Below are 22,927 nucleotides of genomic sequence, written 5' to 3' on the forward strand. Positions count from 1 at the left end.
CAATACAGTCTATAATTGCTCGAATGGCAAGTACGAGTGAATGCATCCGCGAGGTGGAAGTGGAAGTCCCCGCGGGCGAAGTGGAACGCGAATACACGCGGATCGCACAGGGGATTCAGAAGCGGGCGCGCATTCCGGGCTTCCGGCCGGGCAAGGCGCCGCTGAACCTGGTGCGGCAGCATTTCAACGCGAAGATCCGGGAAGAGACGCTGGAGACGCTGGTGCCGGCACACCTGCGGGCGGCATTTGAGCGCGAGAGCCTGGAGCCGGTGTCGCAGCCGCGCTTGAGCGACGTCAAGTTCGAGCCGGGCGAGGCACTGAAGTTCAAAGCCAGCTTCGAGGTGATGCCGGTGTTTGAGCCGGGAGACTACAAGGCAATCCGGGTTGATATGCCGGCGCTCGAAGTCAGCGACAAGGAAGTGGAAGCCGCGGTCGAGAGCTTGCAGGAACGGCACAGCCACCTGGAGCCGAGCGATGCGACCGAAGCCGCCGACGGGCTGACGGCGATCGCGGAAGCGCGGCCAGCCGATGCCCCGGAGCCGGCAAATGAAGAAGAGGCCAAACGCAGTGAAGTGCCGATCGACGTGGGCGCGGAGGCGACGCTACCGGAGTTCAGCGCGGCGCTGCGCGGTATGAAAATTGGCGAAGAGAGGGACTTGGAGGTCAACTATCCTGCTGATTTTCCGGACCAGGCGCTGCAGGGGCAGACGCGCCGATACCATTTGAAGCTGAACAGCATCCAAAAGAAGGCGATCCCGGAGTTGACCGATCCTGCCATTACCGAGACCCTGGGCACCACGACCGCTGCAGAAGCGCGCGCGTGGGTGCGGCAGCGGCTGGAAGCGGAGCGCAGGCACACGGCGCGCCATACGGTGGAAGAAAAGTTGATGGATACCCTGCTGGCGCAGGTGGCGTTTCCGGTACCACAGGCGATGGTGGACCGGCGGATTGAAGACCGCATCGAGCGTAACCTGCACGGGCTGGCGCGGCAGGGCGTGGACTTAAGGAAATTGGAAGTCGACTGGAGCAAGCTGCGCGAGCGGCACATGACCGATGCCGAACGGGATGTGCGGGCGGGATTGCTGCTGGACAAGATTGCAGGGCAGGAAAATTTGACGGCCACCCCTGAAGAGGTGGATGCGGAAGTACAGCAAGCGGCGGCAGAACTCAGGCAAAGCCCGGATTCCGTGCGCGCGCGATTGACAGAGAATGGTGGTCTGGATAGGATCCAGAACAGAATCCGTCAGGAAAAGGCTTTGGCGCTTCTAGTGGAGAGCGCGACGCAAGGCGGATTTGGACAGGAACCGCAGGCGACCGGGAAGACCGCGGCAAAGGAATAAGGATACCCATGGGCTTGGTTCCGATGGTGGTCGAGCAGACCCCGCGCGGAGAGCGGGCGTACGACATCTTTTCGCGCCTGTTGCGCGACAACATTATTTTCATTGGCACGCCGATCGACGACAACGTCGCCAATCTGGTAACGGCGCAATTGCTGTTTCTGGAAGCCGAAGATCCCGAAAAAGACATTTCGCTCTATATCAACAGCCCGGGCGGATCGATTACCGCGGGGCTGGCGATTTACGACACGATGCAATTCATCCGGCCGGATGTGACCACCATCTGCATCGGGCAGGCGGCGAGCATGGCCTCGCTGCTGCTGGCGGCGGGCGCGAAGGGGAAGCGCTTTGCACTGCCAACGTCCCGAGTGCTGATTCATCAGCCGTCGATGGGGGGACTGAGCGGCCAAGCGACCGATATTGACATTCACGCCAGGGAAATCCTGCGGCTGCGGCAGCTCACGAATGAAATTTACGTCAAGCATACGGGCCAGGAAATGAGCAAAATTGAAGCCGATGTGGAGCGCGATCACATCCTGACGGCCGAGCAAGCTAAGGAATACGGCATCGTTGACGATATCATCACTAAGCACAAATGACGGCTGGAGCCGCCGGCAAGTGGACGGTTGGTTATAGGCTGTACGGAGTAAAACCACTGTGAAACCACGAAACGGAAACCCGGAAACGCTGCGCTGCTCGTTCTGCCACAAAAGCCAGGAGGCGGTGGCGAAGCTGATCTCCAGCCCAAATGAGTACCCGCGCGCCTACATTTGCGACGAGTGCGTGGCGGTGTGCAATTCGATTCTGGAAGACGACCGCGCCGAACCGCAGACACATGGCGTGCAGACGCTGCCCAAACCGCACGAAGTGAAAGCCTTTCTGGACGAGTACGTCATCGGTCAGGACTCGACCAAGAAACGGCTGGCGGTGGCGGTGTACAACCATTACAAGCGGCTGCACATGAACCGCATGCGTACCACCAGCGAGGTGGAGTTGCAAAAGGCCAACATTCTGCTGGTCGGGCCGACGGGCACCGGCAAAACGTTGCTGGCGCAGACCCTGGCGAAAGTGCTGGATGTGCCCTTTGCCATCGCCGACGCCACCACGCTGACCGAAGCCGGTTACGTGGGCGAAGACGTGGAGAACATCATCCTCAAGCTGCTGCAGGCGGCGGAGGGAGACGTAGCTCGCGCGCAGCACGGCATCATCTACATCGACGAAATCGACAAGATTTCGCGGCGGGATGAAAACCCTTCGATTACACGTGACGTGAGCGGCGAGGGGGTACAGCAGGCGCTGCTGAAGATCCTGGAAGGCACGGTGGCGCACGTGCCGCCGCAGGGCGGACGCAAGCATCCGCACCAGGAGTTCACGCCGGTGGACACGAGCAACATTCTGTTCATCTGCGGCGGGGCGTTTGTGGGCCTGGAAAAGGTGATTGGCCGGCGGGTGGGCAAGCGCGCCATGGGCTTCCGCGGCGAGGCGGACACGGCGGCGAGTCCGCTGCCGGTGCGGCAGCGCGATACGGCGTTACTGAGCCAGGTGCAACCGGCGGATTTGATCAAGTTCGGATTAATTCCGGAATTTGTAGGCCGGTTGCCGGTCATCGGCGTTCTGGACGACCTGGACCGGACGGCGCTGATTGAGATTCTGACGCGGCCGCGCAACGCGCTGGTGCGGCAGTACCAGAAACTGTTCGAATTCGAGAATGTGAAGCTGCGCTTTGACGAAGCCGCCCTGGAACAGATAGCCGACGAGGCGCTGGCGCGGAAAGTGGGTGCGCGCGGCCTGCGGATGATTCTGGAAGAGCTGATGCTGGACCTGATGTACAACCTGCCGCAGCAGAAGCGGGTGCGGGAGTTTCAGGTAACCAAGCAAATGGTGGAGCGGCGGGAAGTGATGCTGCCCACCCTGGAAAAGGCCGGCTAAGCGGCTCAAGGTTACAGGTCACAGGTACAGAAAGCCATGCCGAAAGAAAAGGTACAGGCCGCACTTCGATCCCTGCCCATGATGCCCATCCGGGACATGGTCATTTTTCCGCATCAGATGACCCCGTTTGTGGTGGGCCGGCCGGCCTCGGTCAAGGCGCTGGAAGCGGCGCTGCTGGAGGACAAGAAGATCTTCCTGGCGACACAGCACGACGCCTCGCAGGACGAGCCGCGGCCGGAGCAAATCCACAGCGTGGGCACGATTGCGACCATTGTGCAGAGCGTGCGGCTGCCGGACGGGAACGTACGCGTGCTGGTGGAGGGTGTCGAACGCGGGCGCGTAGCGACGGTCGACGAAGCCGAAGGTTTTTTTCGCGCCGCGCTGCGGGCGGATGCGCCCCGCACCAGCGTGGTCACACCGCAAGTCGAACAGCTCATGCAGAAAGTGACCGGACTGTTCGAGCAGTTCGTAAAGCAGAACCAGTCGCTTAACTACGAGGCCATGCTGAGCGCGGTGCGCTCGGACGACCCGGAGCAGATGAGCGACACCATGGCAGCGCATCTGACACTGCCGGTGAGCGACAAGCAACCGCTGCTGGAGATGTTCGAACCAACCGAACGGCTGCTGCGGCTGGCCGAGCTGCTCGAAATCGAAATGGAGAAGCTCAACGTGGACCGTGCCATCCAGAGCCGGGTGAAGCGGCAGATGGAGAAAGCGCAGCGCGAGTACTACCTGGGCGAGAAGATCAAAGCCATCCAGAAGGAACTGGGGCGCGGGGAAAAGAGCGAGTTTGACGAGCTGAAGAAAAAAATCGACACCTCCGGCATGCCCAAGCCAGTGAAGGAAAAGGCGCTGCAGGAACTGAAGCGGCTGGAACTTATGCCGCCCATGTCGGCAGAATCGACGGTTTCGCGGAATTATCTCGACTGGATGCTGGCGGTGCCCTGGACTGCACGCAGCAAAGACATCCGCGACATCGGCAAAGCCGAGAAAGTCCTGAATCAGGATCACTACGGCCTGGAAAAGATCAAGGAACGGATCCTGGAGTTTTTGGCCGTGCGGCAGTTGGTCAAGAACCCGAAAGGCTCGATCCTGTGCTTTGTCGGCCCTCCCGGCGTGGGCAAGACCTCGCTGGGCATGTCGATTGCGCGGGCGACGGGGCGCAAGTTCGTGCGGCTGTCACTGGGCGGCGTGCGCGACGAAGCTGAGGTCCGCGGGCATCGGCGCACCTACATTGGCGCGCTCCCGGGCCAGATTCTGCAGATGATGAAGAAGGCGGGGACCGTGAATCCGGTCTTCCTGCTCGATGAAGTGGACAAGATGAGCGCCGATTTCCGTGGCGATCCTTCGGCGGCGCTGCTGGAAGTGCTCGATCCGGAGCAGAACAACGCCTTCAACGATCACTATCTCGACATTGACTACGACCTGTCGCAGGTGATGTTCATCACCACGGCGAACGTGCTGCACACCATTCCGCAGGCCTTGCAGGACCGCATGGAAGTGATCCGGCTGTCGGGCTACACGGAGCTGGAAAAAGCGGAAATTGCCACCCGGTTTCTGATTCCCAAGCAGCTCAAGGCGGCCGGACTGACGGCCAGGAATCTGAGCTTCAGCGAAGCGGGCCTGGCGGCGCTGATCAACGGCTACACGCGCGAGGCCGGCGTGCGCAATCTCGAGCGCGAGATCGGCAACGTCTGCCGTAAAGTCGCGCGGCGGGTGGTGAAAGAAGGGCGGAAGGTCAGCGAGACGATCACGCCGGTCAACCTGGGCGAGTATCTGGGCGTGTTGAAGTTCCGCGATCCGCATGAACTCGAGTCGAGCGAAGTCGGCCTGGCTACGGGGCTGGCGTGGACGGAAGTGGGCGGCCAGATGCTGTCCACCGAAGTCACCCTGATGGACGGCAAGGGCAAGCTCATGCTGACGGGCAAGCTGGGCGATGTGATGCAGGAGTCGGCACAGGCGGCCATGAGTTACATCCGCAGCCGGGCGCACCTGCTGGGATTGCCGCGAGACTTTTACCGCAATCTCGATATTCATGTGCACGTACCCGAAGGCGCGATCCCGAAAGACGGTCCCTCGGCCGGCATCACCATGGCGACGGCAATCACCAGCGCGCTGACGCGGATTGCGGTGCGCAACGATATCGCCATGACCGGGGAAATCACGCTGCGGGGCAAGGTGCTGCCCATTGGCGGGGTGAAAGAGAAGCTCATGGCGGCGCACCGGCACGGCATCACCCACATCATCCTGCCGCGCGACAATGAGAAAGACCTGGCCGAGCTGCCGGACAACATCCGGGCGCTGCTGACCATTCATCCCGTCGAGACCATGGACCAGGTGCTGGAAACGGCGCTGGAGCGGCCGATCCAGAAGCTCAACGCGGACGCGGCAGTCGCGGCCACCGCGCCCGCGGCGGAACTGCACCAGTAGAACGTCAGTCATCCGTTGTCGGTTGTCAGTCGGGAGGAGGCGCCCGAGGGCGCTTGAGTTCTCGCTGGAGTTTCAAGTCACATTCGAGAAGTCGTGCGCATCGTTGGGCGATCTGCCGCAGGATGGGGTGCCGGAGATCGCCCTGGTGGGGCGCTCGAACGTTGGCAAATCGAGCCTGCTGAACACACTTGCCGGCCAACACAACCTGGCACGAACCAGCCGGACGCCGGGGCGGACGCGGCTGCTGAACCTGTTCACGGTAAACGGCGGATTGGTGCGGCTGGTGGATTGCCCTGGGTACGGATATGCCAAAGCGGCGCGCCACGAGCGCGCAGGCTGGGGAGAGTTGGTGGAGGCGTATCTGAGCGAGCGGGAAGCGCTGCGGCTCGTGCTGCTGTTGGTGGACGCGCGGCTGAAGCCCCAGGCGCCGGACCGGGATATGGCGGGGTGGCTGCGCCGCCGCGGCCGGGCGCTCCAGCTTGTAGCCACAAAATGGGACCGGCTGAGCGGGAATGAGCGCCCGGTCGCACGCCGCGAACTGGAGGCGGCTTTTGCCGCGACGCCGCTTGGCTTTTCCAGCGTCAACGCAGAAGGCCGCGAGGCACTCCGCCAGGCTGTGGTGCACTGCGATCAGTCCCGATGACTTGCTCTCGGGCGCGGTGTTGTTGTTGCGCGCGGCCAGATAAACTAAACTAGCTAGACTAAGTTTAGTCTAGGAGTGCACCGTGAAAGTTGTCAATATCCACGCCGCGAAAACCAATCTGTCGCGCCTGATCGAGGAGGCGGTCGCCGGCGAGCCCTTTATCATCGCCAAGGCAGGCAAGCCGCTGGTCGAGGTAAAGCGCCTCGAGTCGAACCCGAAAAAGCCCCGCGTCGGGTTTGCCCTCGGACGGTACAAGATACCCGACGACTTTAATACCATGATGGCGGACGAGATCGAAGAGATGTTCTATGGCCCAAAACGGCGGAAGCGGTGAAGCTGCTTCTGGACTCACAGTTGCTGGTGTGGGGCGCCTCTACACCTGCATACCTCCCGGAAGCCGCGGCGCGGCTCCTGGAGGATGGAAATCACGAGCTTTGGTTCAGCGCCGCAAGCATCTGGGAGCTCGCGGTTAAAAGTAGCCGTCGAAAGCGGGGCTTCGACTTGGATGCTGCCGGATTAAGGGCGGACCTGCTGGACAGCGGATACAGCGAGATCTCGATCGACGGGCGCCATGGAATCGCCAGCGCCGCGCTTCCATGGCTGCACCGCGACCCCTTCGATCGCATCCTGCTCGCACAAGCCATCGTGGAAGGCATGCTGCTCCTCACTGCCGACACCCTGTTGGCGCGCTATCCGGGGCCGGTACGACAAGTATAGGCAAGCCAGCATTGACAGGTGTATCTTGGAGGCCATGCACACACCGAAGATGCTGGTTCTAAGCGGTCTGATGGCGGCGATGGCGCTGGGCGCCGCGGCGCAAGCGGGGCTGCAATCGCGGCTGGAGGCGATAACCCGCACGTATCCTGGACACGTAGCTCTGTATGCCAAAAACCTCCGGACTGGGGCGGTGGTCGCAATCGATGCCAACCGGCCGGTGCCGACGGCATCCGTCATTAAGGTCTCGCTGATGCTGGAAGCGTTCCGGCAGGTAAAAGCCGTGCGCTTATCGCTGGCACAGCCGTTGACGCTGACGAAAGCGAACCAGGTCGAGGGCAGCGGCATTTTGCGGATTCTGACGCCGGGCGAGCGGCTGAGCCTGCGCGACACGATTGCGCTGATGATGACGCTGAGCGACAACACCGCCACCAATATGGTCATCGATGCGGTGGGACTCAAGCCAACCAATGCGTTTCTGGCGCAGATCGGCATGAAGAACACCTATTTCTACAAGAAAGTGTTTATGCCGGCGGCGGGACCGCAGCCGGCCGATCAAAAACAGTTTGGGCTGGGCAAGACGACGGCGCGCGAAATGGGCGAGATGCTGGAGCGGATCTATCGCTGCGACCTCGGGAATCGCAGTCTGTGCCGTGAGATGATCAACATCATGCGCGACCAGCAGGACCGGGAGATGATTCCCCGCTATCTCGACGATGCCGATGCGAGCGACGGGCTGTCGCCCATCGCCGACAAGGTGGGCGAGCTCGACGCGGTGCGCAACGACGTGGCGCTGGTGTACACGCGGAGCGGGCAGGTGGTGATCTCGATGTTCACCTACAACAACCCGGACCAGTCCTGGACGCCGGACAACAAAGCCGAGTTGTTCATCGGCCGCGTGGCGCAGACGATTGTCCACGCCTGGTCGCCCGAGGGTTTGGCAACCTCGATCCCGCATCTGCTGGCTCCGGCGAAAGGAATCCGATGAACGCAAAACAGCAAGCGCAGGCGCGCATGCGCCAGGCAGAAAAGAATCTGGTCGACCTCAGCCACCGCATTCACGCGCATCCCGAGCTGGGATTTGAGGAAGAAAAAGCCTGCGCGTGGCTGTGCGAGGAGCTGGATGGCGCCGGTTTCCGGGTGACGCGTGGGGTGGGCGGGCTGCCGACGGCGTTTTTGGCGCGAGTGGGCAGCGGGCCGGTGCATGTGGCGCTGTGCGCGGAATATGACGCGTTGCCGGAAATCGGCCACGCTTGCGGGCACAACCTCATCGCGGCGATGTCGCTGGGAGCAGGGCTGGCGGCCGCCGCGGTCGCCGATGACGTGGGCCTGACCGTGAGCGTGATTGGCACGCCCGCGGAGGAAGTGGGTGATGACAGCGGCAAGATCCGGCTGCTGCAAGCGGGCCTGTTCGAGGGTGTTCATGCGGCGATGATGGCGCACCCGGCGCCGATCGAGATAGTCGAGATGGGGATCATTGCCGCCAGCATGTTCGAGGTGCATTACACCGGCAAGGAGGCGCACGCCTCGGCCTTTCCCGAGCAGGGCATCAATGCCGCCGACGCATTGACGGTGGCGCAGACCGCGATCGGGCTGTTGCGGCAGCAGTTGCGGCCGACCGACCGCGTGCATGGCATCATCACCCACGGCGGCGGCGCGCCCAATGTGATTCCCGCGCACACCGCGGCGCGCTATATCGTGCGGGCGCAGACGCTGGAGCAGTTGGAAGATGTGCGGGAGAAAGTGCAACGCTGCTTCAAAGCCGGGGCGCTGGCGACTGGCGCCGGCATCGAAATTCGCGGCGGCTCGAAGCCTTACGCGGACATGCATTTCGACCACGAGCTGGGCGCCTGCTACCGGCGCAACGCCGAAGCCGCAGGGCGGAAATTCCCGCCGCTGCCGCCGGGTATGGAGCGGCTGGCGGCCTCAACCGACATGGGTAACGTCAGCCGCGCGATTCCCTCGATTCATCCCATGATCGGCCTGGACTCGTTGCCCGCGGGCAATCATCAGCCGGAGTTTACGGCCCACTGCATTACGCCCAAGGCCGACCGCGCGGTAGTCGAAGGCGCACTGGCACTGGCCTGGACGGCCATTGACTGCGCGTCCGAACCGGCCCTGCGCGCGCGCCTGCTGCAGACCTAGCTGGTGGGGCCAGCAGGATTCGAACCTGCAACCAACGGATTATGAGTCCGCTGCTCTAACCGTTGAGCTATAGCCCCGGGTGTTTAGAATAGAACCGTTGCCGCCTACTTCCACGATACGATTTTTGAAGACGGTAGCAGCATTGTAGCAATCGCAATCGGAATTGCGCGGCAGCAAGTCACGTCGTCGCGGCAGCGGCAGGCTGCGGCTCCCTTCATGATCGTAAAGGCGTCGGCCCCAGTCTCACCCAACCGCGTGCAAAGAGTGTGGCAGTAGGAATGGGCTACCAGACCGTCCGGTAACCCACCCGCGCGGAGCCTGCGCCTGGTTTTGAGATGCCATCCGACCGAGGAACTGTTCTCTCCTAGGGACAGCTATTTCCCTGCGCCGATTTCCGCGGAGCAACCAGGGGCATCGGGGTCGCAACTAAAATCACCGCAGTACCCACCGCCGGTTCCGGGGATGCCTGGATAACCGCAGGGAACGCACGAACCTGGCGAGGACTACTATCCGATGCAGGAGGACTCCATGATCGATGATCTGAGACGCCGTTCCGCCGTGGAGGTATTTGAGGATCATCTCCGCCTCACCGGCGAGCATGAGTTCGAGAATGATATCGAGCGCAACGTTTCGCCCGACATCGTCATCCTGGAGCGCCGAGGCATCTTCCGCGGCCGCGAGGGTGCACGGGAGCTTGCGCGCCTGCTCGAACAGGAGCTGCCGAAAGCACCTTACGTCTACGCGAACCGCCTGATCGAGGGCCGCGTGGCATTCCTGGAGTGGGCGGCCGAAGCCGAACATGCGCGTGTTCGGGACGGCGCCGACTCGTTCGTGATCGAAAACGGCTGGATAGTATCGCAGACTATCCATTACACCGTCGAAAATAAGTAGTGATCCTCGGCAGAAACAATCGGAACCCGCGGAATTAGCTGACGACCCAAATGCGACAGCGGTTGCAGAAGAGCGGCGCCCGAATTGAAACGATGACCGGTCGAGCAACCACATTTTTCTGCGAACACGCTTGACAATCTACGTCCCGCGAGAGATATACTTTTTTCAGGGTGTGAGCTGCGGGCGGGAGGTGCAACCTGGCACCGGCACGACGAGGAGGGAAGCGGCCAGGACTGGCCGTTGCCGCGTTGCTGGCGGCAACGATTGCGGTAGCGGGGTTCCGACTGGCAGGCCGGGCGCAGCGGCAGGCGCGCGCCGCGGCGCAGCAGGCAGCAGCGCATCCGGCTCCCGCCGCGCAAGCCAGGGCCACCGGCTACATGGGCGCGCAGGCCTGCCAGCCCTGCCATGAAGAGGAGTATGCGCTCTGGCAGCACGCGCCGCACTGGCAGGTGACCACGCACCCCAAGGGAGGCGCGCCGGTGCAAGGCTGCGAGGCCTGCCACGGACCGGGCGCCAGCCACATCGCCGATCCCACCGATTTCAGCAAGCTCTTCGTCTTCACGCGCGCCACGCCAGCCGCGGTCATGAGCGCCTGCCTCAGTTGCCACGCATCGGGAGCGCAGCACATGCAGGTGGTCGAGTCCCTGCACGGCAAGAATGGCGTCGCCTGCACGTCGTGCCACTCGATTCACCATCCCGCAACGCCCAATTTTCTGCTGGCGAAGGAACAGCCGGTACTGTGCTATTCCTGCCACGTGCAGCAGCAGGCGCAGTTCCAGATGCCCTTCCATCACCGCGTGAACGAAGGGCTGGTGCAGTGCACTGACTGTCACAACCCGCACGGCACCAGCCAGCCGCATCAGTTGTGCACGGCCTCGAGCCAGGATGCGGTCTGCTTCACCTGCCATGTGGACAAGCGCGGGCCCTTCGTCTTCGAGCACGAGGCGGTGAATCTGGTGGGCTGCACCGGCTGCCATTCGCCCCACGGCTCACCCAATCCGCACTTGCTCAAGGTGAGCAACGTCAACATCCTCTGCCTGCAGTGCCACACCACCTCGTTCGCAAATGCACCGGGAGCGCCGTCGTTCCACAACCAGTCGGCGCAGTACCAGGCCTGCACGATGTGCCATACCCAGATCCACGGTTCCAATTTCAGCGCGACGTTCTTCCGATAGGAGCAACACGCCATGAAGCGCCAGATCCGGACCCTTTACTGTTGTGCCTGGGTGCTCGCGCTGGCAGGCGGGGTGGGACTTGCCGGCCAGCAGAGCCAGGCGGCAACCGCGGCGCCCCCAGCGCCAGTGAGCGGCTTCAGTCTGCACCAGACCACCGAGCTGGGCGGCCGCGACAGCCAGATCAGCGGCAATCTCAACAACTACGATACCTTCGAAAATCTGCAATCCGGCCTGCGGTTGTTCAACTTCAATCTGATGATGCAGGCGCTCGATCATAACGAACCGTTGCTTGACACCCTGAGCTTTGCCAATTCCGGCTACGGCGGCGACCCGAACGACGTCAGCCGGCTGCGGATCAGCAAAGCGAAAGTCTACGACTTCCGGGCGGTTTTCCGGCGGGACGTGGATTTCTGGGATTACAATCTGCTCGCCAATCCGCTGAATCCGGCAAGCTCGAACCCGGCGGTCGCCATCGCCAGTTCGCCGCACTCGTTGGACCGGACGCGGATGATGCAGGGCTATGACCTGACGCTGTTTCCCGACTCGCGCGTGCGCTTCCGGCTCGGCTTTGGGCACAACGTGGATGAGGGGCCGGGCTTCACGACTGTCGAGGGCGGGACCGAACCGCTGTTGGCGGAGAACTTTCACTACACCACCAACGACTACCGCATGGGCGTGGACTACCGGCTGACGCCCAAGACGACGCTGTCGTTTGATGAACTGCTGAGCTATTTCAAGCAGGACAACACCATCACGGATCAGAGCTTCGGCTACGTGCTGACCAACGGTACGCCTGCGGATTTGGGAATTGTGTTCAATACCAAAGGGGGCAGTCCATGCGCGGCGCCGGTCGCGAACCCCGGCACCAACCCTCCAACGGCCAATCCCAACTGCAACGGCTACCTCGCCTACAGCCGCGTCGGACGGCCGCGGGGCTCGTTTCCGACCGAGCGCTTCAGCTTCCAGTCGAGCGACATTGCCCACCTCACCATGGACGGCTCCGCCAGCTACAGCAGCGACCGCAATAGCACGACCGATTACCTGGAAGCCATCAACGGCTGGACCACGCGCACGCTGAGCCGCGGCAGCAATACCTCAGGGCCGGCCAACGCCGCGCGTGTGGCGGCGCGGGCCGACTGGTCGGGCGATTATCAGCTCAACGCCAAGCTGGACATCTTTGATGCCTTTCACTACGACAACTGGCGCGAGCCCTCGCTCTGGGACACGGCGCAAGTGAATCTGTTCGGAACGAAGCCGCCGGCGGCCGGGCAGACCGGCCTGTTGCTGCCGATTTCCCCGGTAAACCCGGGCAACTTTGCCAGCCTATGCCCGGCGCCATTCAACGGCCCGCAATGCCCGCAGCACAATGCTTCCTCGCCGGCCGACGTGGTTTCGCAGTTTGTGTCGCAATTTCTGGCCCAGAAGCTGACGTCGGACGAACTGGAAATCCGCTATCAGCTCAATCCGCGGTTGACGACCCGCATCGGTTACGCCTATACCGCCCGCACCATTGCCGATTACAGCGCCACGTTTGAGACCGGCGACATCTTCTTTCCCGGAGGTGCGACCGCCAGCGCCGCCAACCTTTTTCTTGCGGCGCGGGGCGACTGCGCCCTGGCAAGCGGCGTGCTGCCGGATGGCTGCAGCCAAAATGCGGACGGCTCGATTACGGAAGGTTCACCCTCCAATCCGCTGCCCGATGGGGGCAATGACAGCAGCCGCAACCTCTACCTGATTCACGAGCACGATCTGCTGCTGGGCGCCGATGCGCGGCCGGGCAACGACCTGCGGCTGTACTCGGACTTCCTGTTTGGCTACCGCGACAATGCCTTTACACGCATCAGCCCGCGGCAGGTGCAGGAGTACAAGGTGCGCGGCACCTACAGCCCCCGCTCCTGGCTGACGGTGAACGGCGCGGTCGATATCGCGCAAAACCGGGACAACGTGTACACCGTCAATCACCTCGAGCACGACCGCAACTACGGCGGCGGCATTACGCTGGCGCCCGGCGGCGACTTCTATTTTGATTTCGGCTACAACGAATTCAACGTCTACACCCAGGCCGACATCTGCTTTGCTGCCAGCCCCACGGCCTTCACCACGCCCTGCCCTGTCGTGGGCGCTACCGGCCCGCTGGGGGCGCTGGCCTTTTACTCCAACAAGGACCATTACACCTACAGCGACGTGATGTGGAAGCCGCAGAAGCGGGTGACTGCCTCGTTCGGCTACGCCGGCAGCATCGCGCGTGGGACCACGCTGTTTTTGAATCCGCTGCAGCCGACCGGCCCGCTGGATTTCAACTACCTCCGCCCCTCGGCGCGCCTCAAAGTGGATTTGGCGCAGGGAATTGCCGGCATTTTTGCCTGGAACTACTATCAGTATCACGACGAAGGCATCGCCAATCCGGTGGGCCTGGCGCCGTTGCCGCTCCAGAATTTCAACGGCAGTAACTTCACGTTATCGGTGCAGTATGCGTTTTAAACAAGGAGAACCAACGATGAAAGTCCGGATGCAGTGGACAGTATTGATGGCGTTGGCGGCAGCGGTCCTGCTGTTTCTGCCGGTGCGAGCCGGCGCGCAGAGCGCCCAGAGTCTGTTCAACTCGAAATGCGCCGTCTGCCATGGACCCGACGGCAGCGGCAGCGCCGTGGGCAAGAAGATGGGCATAGTTAACCTGCGCTCCGAGGAAGTGCAGAAGCAGACCGACGCCGAACTCATCCATGAGATCAGCAACGGTGTCGGCCATACCATGCCCTCCTACAAAGACAAGCTGAGCGAAGCGCAGATCAAGGAACTGGTGGGCTATCTGCGGACGCTGGTCAAAAAGAAGTAGCCGGCCAGCGTCCATCGAAGTAAAGGGGGCACACGGTTATGTCTGACTCGTCGGAACCCGCCGGAACGGGCGAGCCGCAACTGCCACGGCGGCGGTTTTTCACTGCTTTGCTGGGCATCGGCGTGGCGGGAGTCGGCGTTCTACTGTCGGTGCCCGTCGTCCGCATGGTGCTCTCGCCGGTCCTGGAGCGGGGTGGCGGCTTCGGATGGTCCGATCTCGGGCCGGTAAGCGATTACGAAAACCTCATCGCTCCGGCCACCAAGGCTATCCAGGTGACCCGCACCGACGGTTGGCGGCAGGCGGCGCTGCCGGAAACGGTCTACGTAATCCGCGACAGCTCCGGCAAGCTGCAGGTTCTTTCCTCCATCTGTCCACACCTCGGCTGCGCCATCGGCTGGGAAAAGTCGCGCGACTACTTCTTCTGCCCCTGCCACAACAGCGTCTTCACGCCCCTCGGCAAGTATGTCTCGGGCGCGTCGCGCCGCGGCATGGACTCGCTGGAGACCTCGATCGAGGACGGCCGTCTGCGGGTGCGCTTTGCGCTCTTCCAGCCGCAATTGTCGCGCCGCGTGCCGATGGACTAACGGGGAACCGCCATGCCTGCTTCGCCTCAACCCGCCAATTCCCGTCCCGGCCTGCGCGCCTGGATCGATCAGCGCACCGGCCTCGATCAACTCCTGCGTGTTGCGCTGGACGAGCCGATCCCCGGAGGCGCACGCTTTGCCTACGTCTTCGGCTCCGGGCTGCTGTTCCTGTTCCTTTCGCAAGTCATCACTGGTCTCTGCCTGGCCCTCTACTACGTGCCTTCGGCGTCGAGCGCGCACAGCTCGGTCGCCTACATCAGCAAGCAGGTGGCGGCGGGCGAGTTCATCCGCAGCCTGCATGTCTACGGCGCCAGCGCCATGATTGTCGTCCTCGCGCTGCATCTCATCCAGACCACCTCCTACGGCGCCTACAAGCGCCGCCGCGAGCTGCTATGGCTATCCGGAGCGGTGCTGGCAGCGCTGGTTCTGGGCATGGCATTTACCGGTTACCTTCTGCCCTGGGATGAGCGCGCCTATTTCGCCACCTCGGTGGGCACCAACATCATCGGCGAGTTGCCGTTCATTGGCAGCGCCCTGGAGCGGTTTGTCCGCGGCGGCGAAGTCCTGGGCACGATGACCTTGTCCCGCTTCTACTTCGCCCATGTGTTCCTGTTGCCCGGTCTGATTTTCGCCTTTATCGGCGCCCATATCTTTCTTTTCCGGCGCGCCGGCGCCGCCGGGCCAATTCGTGCTCCCGAGGATGTCCGGCCGTTGCGCACCGAACCGTTCTATCCCCGCCAGGTCATCTACGACATGGCTTTTGCCGCGCTGGTGATTTGCGCGCTGGGCCTGCTGGCGCACTTCGCTCCGGCGCCACTCGGTGCCCGAGCCGACCCCTCCGATACGCAATTCCTTCCCCGCCCGGAGTGGTATTTCCTGCCTATGTTTGAGTGGCTCAAGGTCTGGCAGAACCACGCCACGCTGGGCATTGTGGTGATTCCTCCCATCCTGATCGCCCTGTTTCTGCTCTTGCCCTTCCTGGATCGCCGGGCCGAACGCCGTCCCTGGCGCCGTCCGGTTGTGATGGGGGCGCTGGTCATCGTGGTTCTGGGGATGACCTACCTGGGGATGCTCAGCCATGTCCAGGACCAGAACTCGGCAATGGTGCGCACGCAACTGCACGCGCAGGACGAAGCCGAAGCCATGTACATGAAGGCGCCTTTCCAGCCGCAGCAGTTCGGGCTGCCACTGACCACTTCCGCGCCCGCAAACGAGGTTCCGGATCCCAAGGTTGTAGCGGGCCTCAAGCTGTACTCTTCCGACGGCTGCATCGCCTGCCACGGCGCCGATGGCGCCGGCACTCCCATTGCCGTGAGTCTGGCGAAGGTTGCGACTACTGAGCTCGAGGCCACATTACGAGTGCATTTGCAACACTACACGCCGGCTATGACGTCGGGCGGCATGCCGCAGTACAATCTCAGCCCCGCAGATCTCGACAGCCTGATCGCCTATATCAAAAGCTTGAAGCATTAGTTCTGCAGCCGGCCTCCGCCAGACATGCCCGGCATGGTCATGCAGTTTTCCGGCTTGGTGAACAGAGACGCGGGCGGCGGCGCGAGACTGACATCTTTATATTCGATCGTCATCGGCCCGTGCGGCGTGGCCATTTCCACCCGCACCGGAAAGCCGTGCAGGTCGGTTGCCTCCCACACCTTCATCGTCGCCGGCTCGCCGTGAGTGTCACCGTAACCTGCTCGATCTTTACCGGATGGCCATCCACGGTGCCGGTGCCCAGGGGCGTGCGCTCAATCTTGCCCTGGAACCCGAACGGATTCGGGCCCTGCGCCGCCACACCAATTGCCAGCAGTAGACCCAATCCCACCACCCATCCGAATCGCTGCATCGCGCCCTCCAGGTGCGGCATTCCGTTCCGCGGCTGCTTAGATGCAGGCGAAGCCGGTTCCGTTGCCCGCTACTCCCCCGCCGGCGCCGGTTGCAACGCAGGGCGGGGGTGGCCAAACAGCGCGCGGACGGAGGCTTGCAGGCGGTCCATGTAGAGGTAGACCACAGGAGTGGTGAAGAGGGTGAGCGATTGGGAGAGAATGAGGCCGCCGACGATGGTGATGCCCAGGGGCTGACGGAGCTCGGCGCCGGTGCCGCCCGCCACCGCCAGCGGCACGGCGCCCAGCATGGCCGCCATGGTGGTCATCATGATGGGGCGGAAGCGCAGCAGCGCGGCTTTATGGATGGCCTCGCGCGGCGCCAGGCCTTCGACGCGCTCGGCATGCAGAGCGAAGTCGATCATCATGATGGCGTTCTTCTTAACGATGCCGATCAGCAGGATGATGCCGATGAGCGCCATGAAGTTGAGGTCGCTGCGGAAGTAGAGCAGCGCCAGCAGCGCGCCCACGGCGGCGGAGGGCAGCGTCGACAGAATCGTGATGGGGTGGATGTAGCTCTCGTAAAGCATGCCCAGGACGATGTAGACGGCGGCCAGCGCAAAGGCGATCAGCAGCGGCTCGGAGCGGAGCGAAGACTGAAACGCCTGCGCGGTGCCCTGAAAGCCGCCGTGAACGTCGGAGGGCATGCCGATCTGGCTTTCCGCCTGGGTGATGGCGTTGACCGCATCGCCCAGCGCGACGCCTTGCGCCAGGTTGAACGAGAGCGTGATAGCAGGCAACTGACCCTGGTGGTTGACCGACAGCGTCAGTTCGTCGGGTGCGTAATGGGCGAAGGCGCTCATGGGCACCAGGCCGCCACGCACCGAAGCGACGTAAATATCTTTCAGCCCGCCGGGATTGTCCTGAAACTGCGGGTTGACGGAAAGCACCACGAAGTACTGATTAATGCCTTTATAAATGGTTGAGACTTCGCGCTGACCGAAGGCGTCGTTGAGCGTCGCGTCAATCGCCTGCATGGATACGCCGAGGCGGCTGGCGGCGTCGCGGTCAATGACCAGCGAGGCTTCGAGGCCGTGCGTTTGTTGATCGCTGTTGACATCGCGCAGCTCGGGGAGCGAGCGCATGCGGTTCATCAACAGCGGCGCCCAATGGTCAAGGTCCGTGAGGTTGTCCGATTCCAGCGTGTACTGATACGCGGCGCTGCTGAAGCGGCCGCCAACGGAGACATCCTGCAATGACTTCAGGAACAATTGCGCCCCGGGCACGACGCCGGCCGCGCGCCGCAGCCGGGCGATCACCTGATCGGCGCTGACCTTGCGCACGGCAATCGGCTTGAGCTGGATGTTGAGGCGGGCGGTGTTGGTGGCGCTGCCGCCGGTGTAGGCGGTCATGGTATCAACCGCCGGGTCCTTACGCACGATAGCGACAAATTGGTCGAGCTTGGCGCGCATGGCGGCAAACGACAAATCCTGATCGCCGACGATGCTGCCATTCAGCCGGCCGGTATCCTGCTGTGGGAAAAAGCCCTTGGGGATGGTCCAGAACAGCCAGCCCGTAAGCGCAACCGTGGCCAGCAGGACCCCGAGTACCAATGCCTGATGGCGCAGCACCCATTGCAGGCCATGATCGTAGTCGCGCTTCATGGTCTCAAAGCCCGCCTCGAACCAGCGATAGAGGCGGCCGTGGCGCCCCGACTCATGCCGCAAAAAGCGCGAGCAAAGCATGGGCGTAGTGGTGAGCGAGATGATGAGCGAAAGCGCAATCGCCACGCTCAGCGTAACCGCAAACTCACGGAACAGACGGCCGATGATGCCGCCCATCAGCAGGATAGGCGTGAAGACGGCGATGAGCGAGGTGCTCATGGAGAGCACGGTAAAGCCCATCTCGCGCGAGCCTAGCAGCGCTGCCGCCATGGGCTTCATGCCGGCTTCAATATGACGGGCGATGTTCTCGATCACTACGATGGCGTCATCGACCACGAAGCCAGTAGCGATGGTCAGCGCCATCAGCGAGAGATTGTCAATGCTGTAACCCAGCAGGTACATCACGCCGAATGTGCCCACCAGCGACAGCGGCACAGCGACGGAGGGGATGGCGGTGGAGCGCCAGTCACGCAAGAAGGCAAAGACCACCAGCACCACCAGCAGAATCGAAACCAGCAGCGTGCCTTCGACATCTTGAATCGAAGCGCGAATCGTGGGCGAGCGGTCCTGCGAGACAACCAGGTGCATGGTGGGCGGAATGGAGGCGCGCAGCTCGGGCAGCGCGGCCCGCACGCGGTCGACGGCTTCAAGAATGTTCGCACCGGGCTGGCGGAAGACGGCGATGGTGATGGCGGGTTCGCCGTTGGCGCTGCCGGCATTGCGGTAATCGGAGGTGCCCTCATGCACGCGCGCGATGTCGCTCAGGCGCACGGCAGCGCCGTTGCGCCAGGCGACCAGCAGCGGGCCGTAGCGGTCTGACTCGAGCAACTGGTCATTGTTGTTGATCTCGGCGGCCTGCGTGCCGTTCTCAAAGCGCCCCTTGGGCAGGTTGGCGTTGGCGTTGTTGAGGACAGTGCGCACCTGCTCGAGGCTGATGCCGTAGCTGTTCAGCTTCTGCAGATCGACCTCCACGCGCACCGCGGGCTGGCCGCTGCCGTAGATGAACACCTGCCCCACGCCCTGCACCTGGGCAATTTTCTGCGCCACGATGGAATCGGCGACGTCGTAGACATCGGCGAGTGGCACCGTTGTCGAGCTCATCGCCAGGTTCAGAATGGGCGCGTCGGCCGGGTTGCTCTTGCGCCAATGCGGGCGCGTGGGCATGTTCGCCGGCAACTGGCCGGAGGCGGCGTCGATAGCGGCCTGCACGTCGCGGCCGGCGGCGTTGATGTCGCGATTGAGACTGAACTGGAGCGTGACGAAGGTGGAACCGAGCGCGCTGGTCGAGGTCATCTCCGTCAGCCCGGCAATGCGGCCAAACTGGCGTTCGAGCGGGGTGGCGACCGCCGAGGCCATGGTCGCCGGACTGGCGCCCGGCAGTCCGGCGAAAACGGAGATGGTCGGAAAGTCGATTTCCGGCAGCGGCGCGACGGGCAGTTGCCGGTAGCCCACAATGCCGGCCAGCAGTAGCGCGGCCGTCAGCAGCGAGGTCGCCACCGGGCGGCGGATGAAGGGAGCGGAGACGGATTTGACGCCGAAGTCCATGGCTTCACGTGGAAGGCTCGAGGGAAGCTGCAATTGCGGGGCGGCGGAGCTTGCGGCTAAGCCAGTCGAACGCCAAATAGACGACCGGCGTGGTGTACAGCGTCAGGACCTGGCTGAGCAGCAGGCCGCCGACGATGGCGATACCCAGCGGGCGGCGCAATTCCGAGCCGGTGCCGCGGCCGAGCGCCAGCGGAATGCCGCCCATCATCGCTGCCAGGGTGGTCATTAAGATGGGCCGGAAGCGCAGCAAGCAGGCTTCGCGGATGGCTTCAAGCGGCGGCCGGTGTTCCTTGCGCTCGGCCTCGAGCGCAAAGTCGATCATCAGAATGGCGTTCTTCTGGACAATGCCGATGAGCAGGATCAGGCCGATGAGGGCGATGATGCTGAACTCGATGTGGAACAGCATCAGCGCGAGCAGGGCGCCGACGCCAGCGGAGGGCAGCGTAGACAGAATCGTGATGGGATGGATGTAGCTTTCATACAGCACCCCAAGAACGATGTAGACGGCAATCAGCGCCGCGAGGATGAGGATGGGTTCGTTGGCGAGCGAGTTGATGAAGGCTGCGGCGGTGCCCTGAAAGCTGGGCTGCACGCTGGGCGGCAGGCCGATTTCCTGCTCCGCCGCGTGGATGGCGTTCACGGCCTGACCGAGTGAGGCGCCGGGCGCGAGGTTGAACGACAGCGTGACCACCGGAAATTGGCCTTGGTGGTTGATGGTCAGGGGAGCGCTCTTGGTCTGCACGGTCGTAAATGCACTCAGCGGCACTTCGTTGCCGCGGGCGGTGGACACGCCGCTCAGCGTTGCTGTGCTGGAAACCGAGCCCGCGGCAGTGGTGCCGATGGCGCTTGAGCCGAAGGCGCCGCTCGAGCCGGCATCGACGTAGATCTCTTTGAGTGACTGCGGGTCGAGCTGGTACTTGGGATCGACTTCGAGGATGACGTGATACTGATTCTGCTGGGTGAAGATGGTCGAGACCTGGCGCTGGCCGAAGGCGTCGTAAAGGGTGTTATCAATCGTCGAAGGAATCAGCCCAAGGCGCGAAGCCTCATCGCGGTTGACGGTCACCATGGTCTGCAGACCGTTGTCCTGACTGTCGCTGGCCACGTCGCGCAGCTCCGGCATGGCACGCATTTTATCGAGCAGCTTGGGCACCCATTGCGCCAGCTCGGCGGCATCGGCGTCTTCGACGCTGTACTGGAACTGGGTGCGGCTGATGCGGTCTTCGACGCTCAGGTCCTGGACCGGCTGCAGGTAGAGCGCGATGCCCGGCACCTTGGCCACCGCAGGCTCCAGCCGCCGGATGACCTCGCTCGCATTGACGTAACCGCGCTCGCCCGGCCCGTTGCCAAGCGGCTTGAGGTTGATCTGGAGGCGGCCGTTGTTGAGGGTGGTGTTGGTGCCGTCAATGCCAATGAACGAAGACAGGTTGGCAACGGCGGGATCCTGCAGAATCACTTTCGCCAGCGCCTGCTGACGCTGCGACATGGCCGCAAAGCTGACGTTCTGCGGACCTTCGGAAATACCCAGAATTTCGCCAGTGTCCTGCACCGGGAAGAAACCCTTGGGAATGACGATATACAGCACGACGGTCAGCACCAGCGTGCCCACGGTGACCACCAGCGTGGCGAACTGATGATTGAGCACCACGTCGAGCGTGCGCTGATAGAAGTGCACCATGGCCTGCAAGCCACGCTCCGAGGTACGGTAGAGCCAGCTCGTGCCGGCGGAGGCGCGCCGGCGCAGCAGTCGCGCACACATCATGGGCGTCAGCGTGAGCGACACGAAGGCCGACATGACGATAGTCACGGTCAGCGTGAGTGCAAACTCGCGGAACAGCCGCCCGACGACATCGCCCATGAACAGCAGCGGGATGAGAACGGCAATAAGCGAGAAGGTGATGGAGATGATGGTGAAGCCGATCTGCTCGCTGCCGCGCAGCGCCGCCTGCAATGGGGGCACGCCCTCTTCAATGTAGCGGCTGATGTTCTCGATCATCACGATGGCGTCATCGACGACGAAGCCGGTCGAGATAGTGAGCGCCATCAGCGACAGGTTGTCGAGCGAGAAGCCCAGCAGGTACATGAAGGCGAAGGTGCCGACCAGCGCCAGCGGAACAACGATGGAAGGGATAATGGTGGCCGAGATGCTGCGCAGAAAGGCGAAGATCACCAGCACCACCAGTAGCACGGTGAGCATGAGCTCGAGCTGCACGTCGGCGACGGAAGCGCGGATGGTGGTGGTGCGGTCGGTGAGAACGGTGACGTGAACGGCGCTCGGTAGCGAAGACTCCAGGCGCGGCAGCAGCTCTTTGACCTCGTTCACCACGGAAATGATGTTGGCGCCAGGCTGGCGCTGAATATTCAGGATCACCGCCGGCCGGGTATTGGCCCAGGCCGCCTGATCGACGTTCTCCGCGCCGTCCACGACGGTAGCCACATCCTGCAGCCGCACGGGGTTGCCGTTGCGGTAGGCGACGATCAGCGGTTTGTAGTCGGCGCTGGTGGTGAGCTGGTCGTTATCGCCGATGGTGTAGGCCTGATGCGCACCGTCGAAGAAGCCCTTGGCCTGATCGACATTGGCCTGACTGAGGGCGGTGCGCAGATCCTCAAGACTCATGCCGTAGCTGGCCAGCTCGCTGGGGTTGGCTTGCACGCGCACCGCCGGGCGCTGGCCGCCAGAGATGCTCACCAGGCCGACGCCGCTGAGCTGCGAGATCTTCTGCGCCATCATGGTGTCGGCAAAATCCTCGACCTGCGCCAGCGGCAGCGTGTCGCTGGTAAGCGCGATGGTCAGGATGGGCGCATCCGCGGGATTGCTCTTGCTGTAGATGGGCGGATTGGGGAGGTTGGGCGGCAGGAAGGTTCCAGCGCCGTTGATGGCGGCTTGCACTTCCTGCTCAGCGACATCGATGTTGAGGTTGAGGACGAACTGCAGGGTGATGATCGAGCTGCCGTAGGAGCTGATCGAGGTCATCTGATTCAGGCCGGGAATCTGGCCCAGTTGACGCTCGAGCGGCGCCGTGACCGACGAGGTCATGACTTCCGGGCTGGCGCCGGGCAGAAACGTCTGCACCTGCATGGTGGGATAGTCGACTTCCGGCAGCGCGGAAACCGGAAGTTGCTTGTAGGCCACCAGCCCTGCCAGCAGCACCGCGACCATCAAGAGGCTGGTCGCAATCGGTCGAAGAATAAAGGGACGCGACGGATTCACGACACC

19 protein-coding genes and 1 tRNA gene are annotated in these 22,927 nt (G+C 62.9%); 15 read left to right on the forward strand and 5 right to left on the reverse strand.

The genetic code is table 11. The annotated features are described in order from the left end of the window. The first annotated feature begins 23 nt into the window (after positions 1-23). The 9 genes from tig (at position 24) to EPN33_07450 (ending at position 9,198) form a co-directional block, all read left to right on the forward strand. Positions 24-1,340 (forward strand): trigger factor, encoded by a 1,317-nt coding sequence (tig, locus tag EPN33_07410; GenBank protein ID TAN22749.1) that lies wholly within the window; start codon positions 24-26, stop codon positions 1,338-1,340. Between the two features lie 8 nt (positions 1,341-1,348). After that, positions 1,349-1,936, forward strand: a complete 588-nt coding sequence (gene clpP / locus EPN33_07415) for an ATP-dependent Clp endopeptidase proteolytic subunit ClpP (GenBank protein ID TAN22750.1) — start codon at positions 1,349-1,351, stop codon at positions 1,934-1,936. Positions 1,937-1,994: 58 nt separating this feature from the next. Next, complete coding sequence (gene clpX, locus EPN33_07420; GenBank protein ID TAN22751.1) at positions 1,995-3,266, forward strand: ATP-dependent Clp protease ATP-binding subunit ClpX; 1,272 nt, start codon at positions 1,995-1,997, stop codon at positions 3,264-3,266. Positions 3,267-3,302: 36 nt separating this feature from the next. Further along, entirely contained in the window at positions 3,303-5,696 is a 2,394-nt protein-coding gene (locus tag EPN33_07425; GenBank protein TAN22752.1) for an endopeptidase La, read from the forward strand. Between the two features lie 64 nt (positions 5,697-5,760). Continuing rightward, complete coding sequence (locus EPN33_07430; GenBank protein TAN22821.1) at positions 5,761-6,339, forward strand: YihA family ribosome biogenesis GTP-binding protein; 579 nt, start codon at positions 5,761-5,763, stop codon at positions 6,337-6,339. A gap of 82 nt (positions 6,340-6,421) precedes the next feature. Continuing rightward, positions 6,422-6,673 (forward strand): type II toxin-antitoxin system prevent-host-death family antitoxin, encoded by a 252-nt coding sequence (locus EPN33_07435; GenBank protein TAN22753.1) that lies wholly within the window; start codon positions 6,422-6,424, stop codon positions 6,671-6,673. Further along, complete coding sequence (locus EPN33_07440) at positions 6,670-7,056, forward strand: type II toxin-antitoxin system VapC family toxin (GenBank protein ID TAN22754.1); 387 nt, start codon at positions 6,670-6,672, stop codon at positions 7,054-7,056. Before EPN33_07435 ends, EPN33_07440 begins: the two co-directional genes overlap by 4 nt. Positions 7,057-7,090: 34 nt before the next feature. Further along, the gene (locus EPN33_07445; GenBank protein TAN22755.1) at positions 7,091-8,041 is read left to right on the forward strand and encodes a serine hydrolase; all 951 of its coding nucleotides are present in this window, start codon (positions 7,091-7,093) and stop codon (positions 8,039-8,041) included. Further along, positions 8,038-9,198: a M20 family peptidase gene (locus tag EPN33_07450; protein TAN22756.1), complete on the forward strand. Its 1,161-nt coding sequence runs from the start codon at positions 8,038-8,040 to the stop codon at positions 9,196-9,198. The genes EPN33_07445 and EPN33_07450 overlap by 4 nt, the downstream gene beginning before the upstream one ends. A gap of 1 nt (position 9,199) precedes the next feature. Here EPN33_07450 and EPN33_07455 read toward each other — a convergent pair. Continuing rightward, positions 9,200-9,275 (reverse strand) — tRNA-Met (locus tag EPN33_07455). A 451-nt stretch (positions 9,276-9,726) separates the two neighbouring features. Here EPN33_07455 and EPN33_07460 point away from each other — a divergent pair. From EPN33_07460 to EPN33_07485, 6 genes are all read left to right on the forward strand, one after another. Further along, positions 9,727-10,089 (forward strand): nuclear transport factor 2 family protein, encoded by a 363-nt coding sequence (locus EPN33_07460; protein ID TAN22757.1) that lies wholly within the window; start codon positions 9,727-9,729, stop codon positions 10,087-10,089. Positions 10,090-10,337: 248 nt separating this feature from the next. Beyond that, positions 10,338-11,264: a DmsE family decaheme c-type cytochrome gene (locus EPN33_07465; protein ID TAN22758.1), complete on the forward strand. Its 927-nt coding sequence runs from the start codon at positions 10,338-10,340 to the stop codon at positions 11,262-11,264. Positions 11,265-11,276: 12 nt separating this feature from the next. After that, the gene (locus EPN33_07470; GenBank protein ID TAN22759.1) at positions 11,277-13,745 is read left to right on the forward strand and encodes a hypothetical protein; all 2,469 of its coding nucleotides are present in this window, start codon (positions 11,277-11,279) and stop codon (positions 13,743-13,745) included. Continuing rightward, entirely contained in the window at positions 13,735-14,097 is a 363-nt protein-coding gene (locus EPN33_07475) for a cytochrome c (protein TAN22760.1), read from the forward strand. Before EPN33_07470 ends, EPN33_07475 begins: the two co-directional genes overlap by 11 nt. Positions 14,098-14,135: 38 nt before the next feature. After that, positions 14,136-14,681, forward strand: a complete 546-nt coding sequence (locus EPN33_07480; protein ID TAN22761.1) for a hypothetical protein — start codon at positions 14,136-14,138, stop codon at positions 14,679-14,681. A 12-nt stretch (positions 14,682-14,693) separates the two neighbouring features. Then, positions 14,694-16,154, forward strand: a complete 1,461-nt coding sequence (locus tag EPN33_07485) for a c-type cytochrome (GenBank protein TAN22762.1) — start codon at positions 14,694-14,696, stop codon at positions 16,152-16,154. Here EPN33_07485 and EPN33_07490 read toward each other — a convergent pair. From EPN33_07490 to EPN33_07505, 4 genes are all read right to left on the reverse strand, one after another. After that, on the reverse strand, positions 16,151-16,339 hold the full coding sequence (locus EPN33_07490; GenBank protein ID TAN22763.1) for a hypothetical protein: 189 nt from the start codon (positions 16,337-16,339) through the stop codon (positions 16,151-16,153). The genes EPN33_07485 and EPN33_07490 overlap by 4 nt on opposite strands. Then, on the reverse strand, positions 16,336-16,524 hold the full coding sequence (locus tag EPN33_07495; protein TAN22764.1) for a hypothetical protein: 189 nt from the start codon (positions 16,522-16,524) through the stop codon (positions 16,336-16,338). The genes EPN33_07490 and EPN33_07495 overlap by 4 nt, the downstream gene beginning before the upstream one ends. 69 nt (positions 16,525-16,593) lie before the next feature. Next, on the reverse strand, positions 16,594-19,710 hold the full coding sequence (locus EPN33_07500) for a multidrug efflux RND transporter permease subunit (protein ID TAN22765.1): 3,117 nt from the start codon (positions 19,708-19,710) through the stop codon (positions 16,594-16,596). A gap of 4 nt (positions 19,711-19,714) precedes the next feature. Then, complete coding sequence (locus EPN33_07505; protein ID TAN22766.1) at positions 19,715-22,921, reverse strand: acriflavine resistance protein B; 3,207 nt, start codon at positions 22,919-22,921, stop codon at positions 19,715-19,717. Positions 22,922-22,927 lie beyond the last annotated feature (6 nt).

The organism is Acidobacteriota bacterium (assembly GCA_004299485.1).
Classification (GTDB): domain Bacteria; phylum Acidobacteriota; class Terriglobia; order Terriglobales; family SCQP01; genus SCQP01.

Coding starts and splice junctions, on each gene's coding strand:
- tig (TAN22749.1), top strand. CDS start 24: ATGGCAAGTACGAGTGAATGCATCCGCGAGGTGGAAGTGGAAGTCCCC.
- clpP (TAN22750.1), top strand. CDS start 1,349: ATGGGCTTGGTTCCGATGGTGGTCGAGCAGACCCCGCGCGGAGAGCGG.
- EPN33_07425 (TAN22752.1), top strand. CDS start 3,303: ATGCCGAAAGAAAAGGTACAGGCCGCACTTCGATCCCTGCCCATGATG.
- EPN33_07445 (TAN22755.1), top strand. CDS start 7,091: ATGCACACACCGAAGATGCTGGTTCTAAGCGGTCTGATGGCGGCGATG.
- EPN33_07450 (TAN22756.1), top strand. CDS start 8,038: ATGAACGCAAAACAGCAAGCGCAGGCGCGCATGCGCCAGGCAGAAAAG.
- EPN33_07460 (TAN22757.1), top strand. CDS start 9,727: ATGATCGATGATCTGAGACGCCGTTCCGCCGTGGAGGTATTTGAGGAT.
- EPN33_07470 (TAN22759.1), top strand. CDS start 11,277: ATGAAGCGCCAGATCCGGACCCTTTACTGTTGTGCCTGGGTGCTCGCG.
- EPN33_07475 (TAN22760.1), top strand. CDS start 13,735: ATGCGTTTTAAACAAGGAGAACCAACGATGAAAGTCCGGATGCAGTGG.
- EPN33_07480 (TAN22761.1), top strand. CDS start 14,136: ATGTCTGACTCGTCGGAACCCGCCGGAACGGGCGAGCCGCAACTGCCA.
- EPN33_07485 (TAN22762.1), top strand. CDS start 14,694: ATGCCTGCTTCGCCTCAACCCGCCAATTCCCGTCCCGGCCTGCGCGCC.
- EPN33_07490 (TAN22763.1), bottom strand. CDS start 16,339: ATGAAGGTGTGGGAGGCAACCGACCTGCACGGCTTTCCGGTGCGGGTG.
- EPN33_07495 (TAN22764.1), bottom strand. CDS start 16,524: ATGCAGCGATTCGGATGGGTGGTGGGATTGGGTCTACTGCTGGCAATT.
- EPN33_07500 (TAN22765.1), bottom strand. CDS start 19,710: ATGGACTTCGGCGTCAAATCCGTCTCCGCTCCCTTCATCCGCCGCCCG.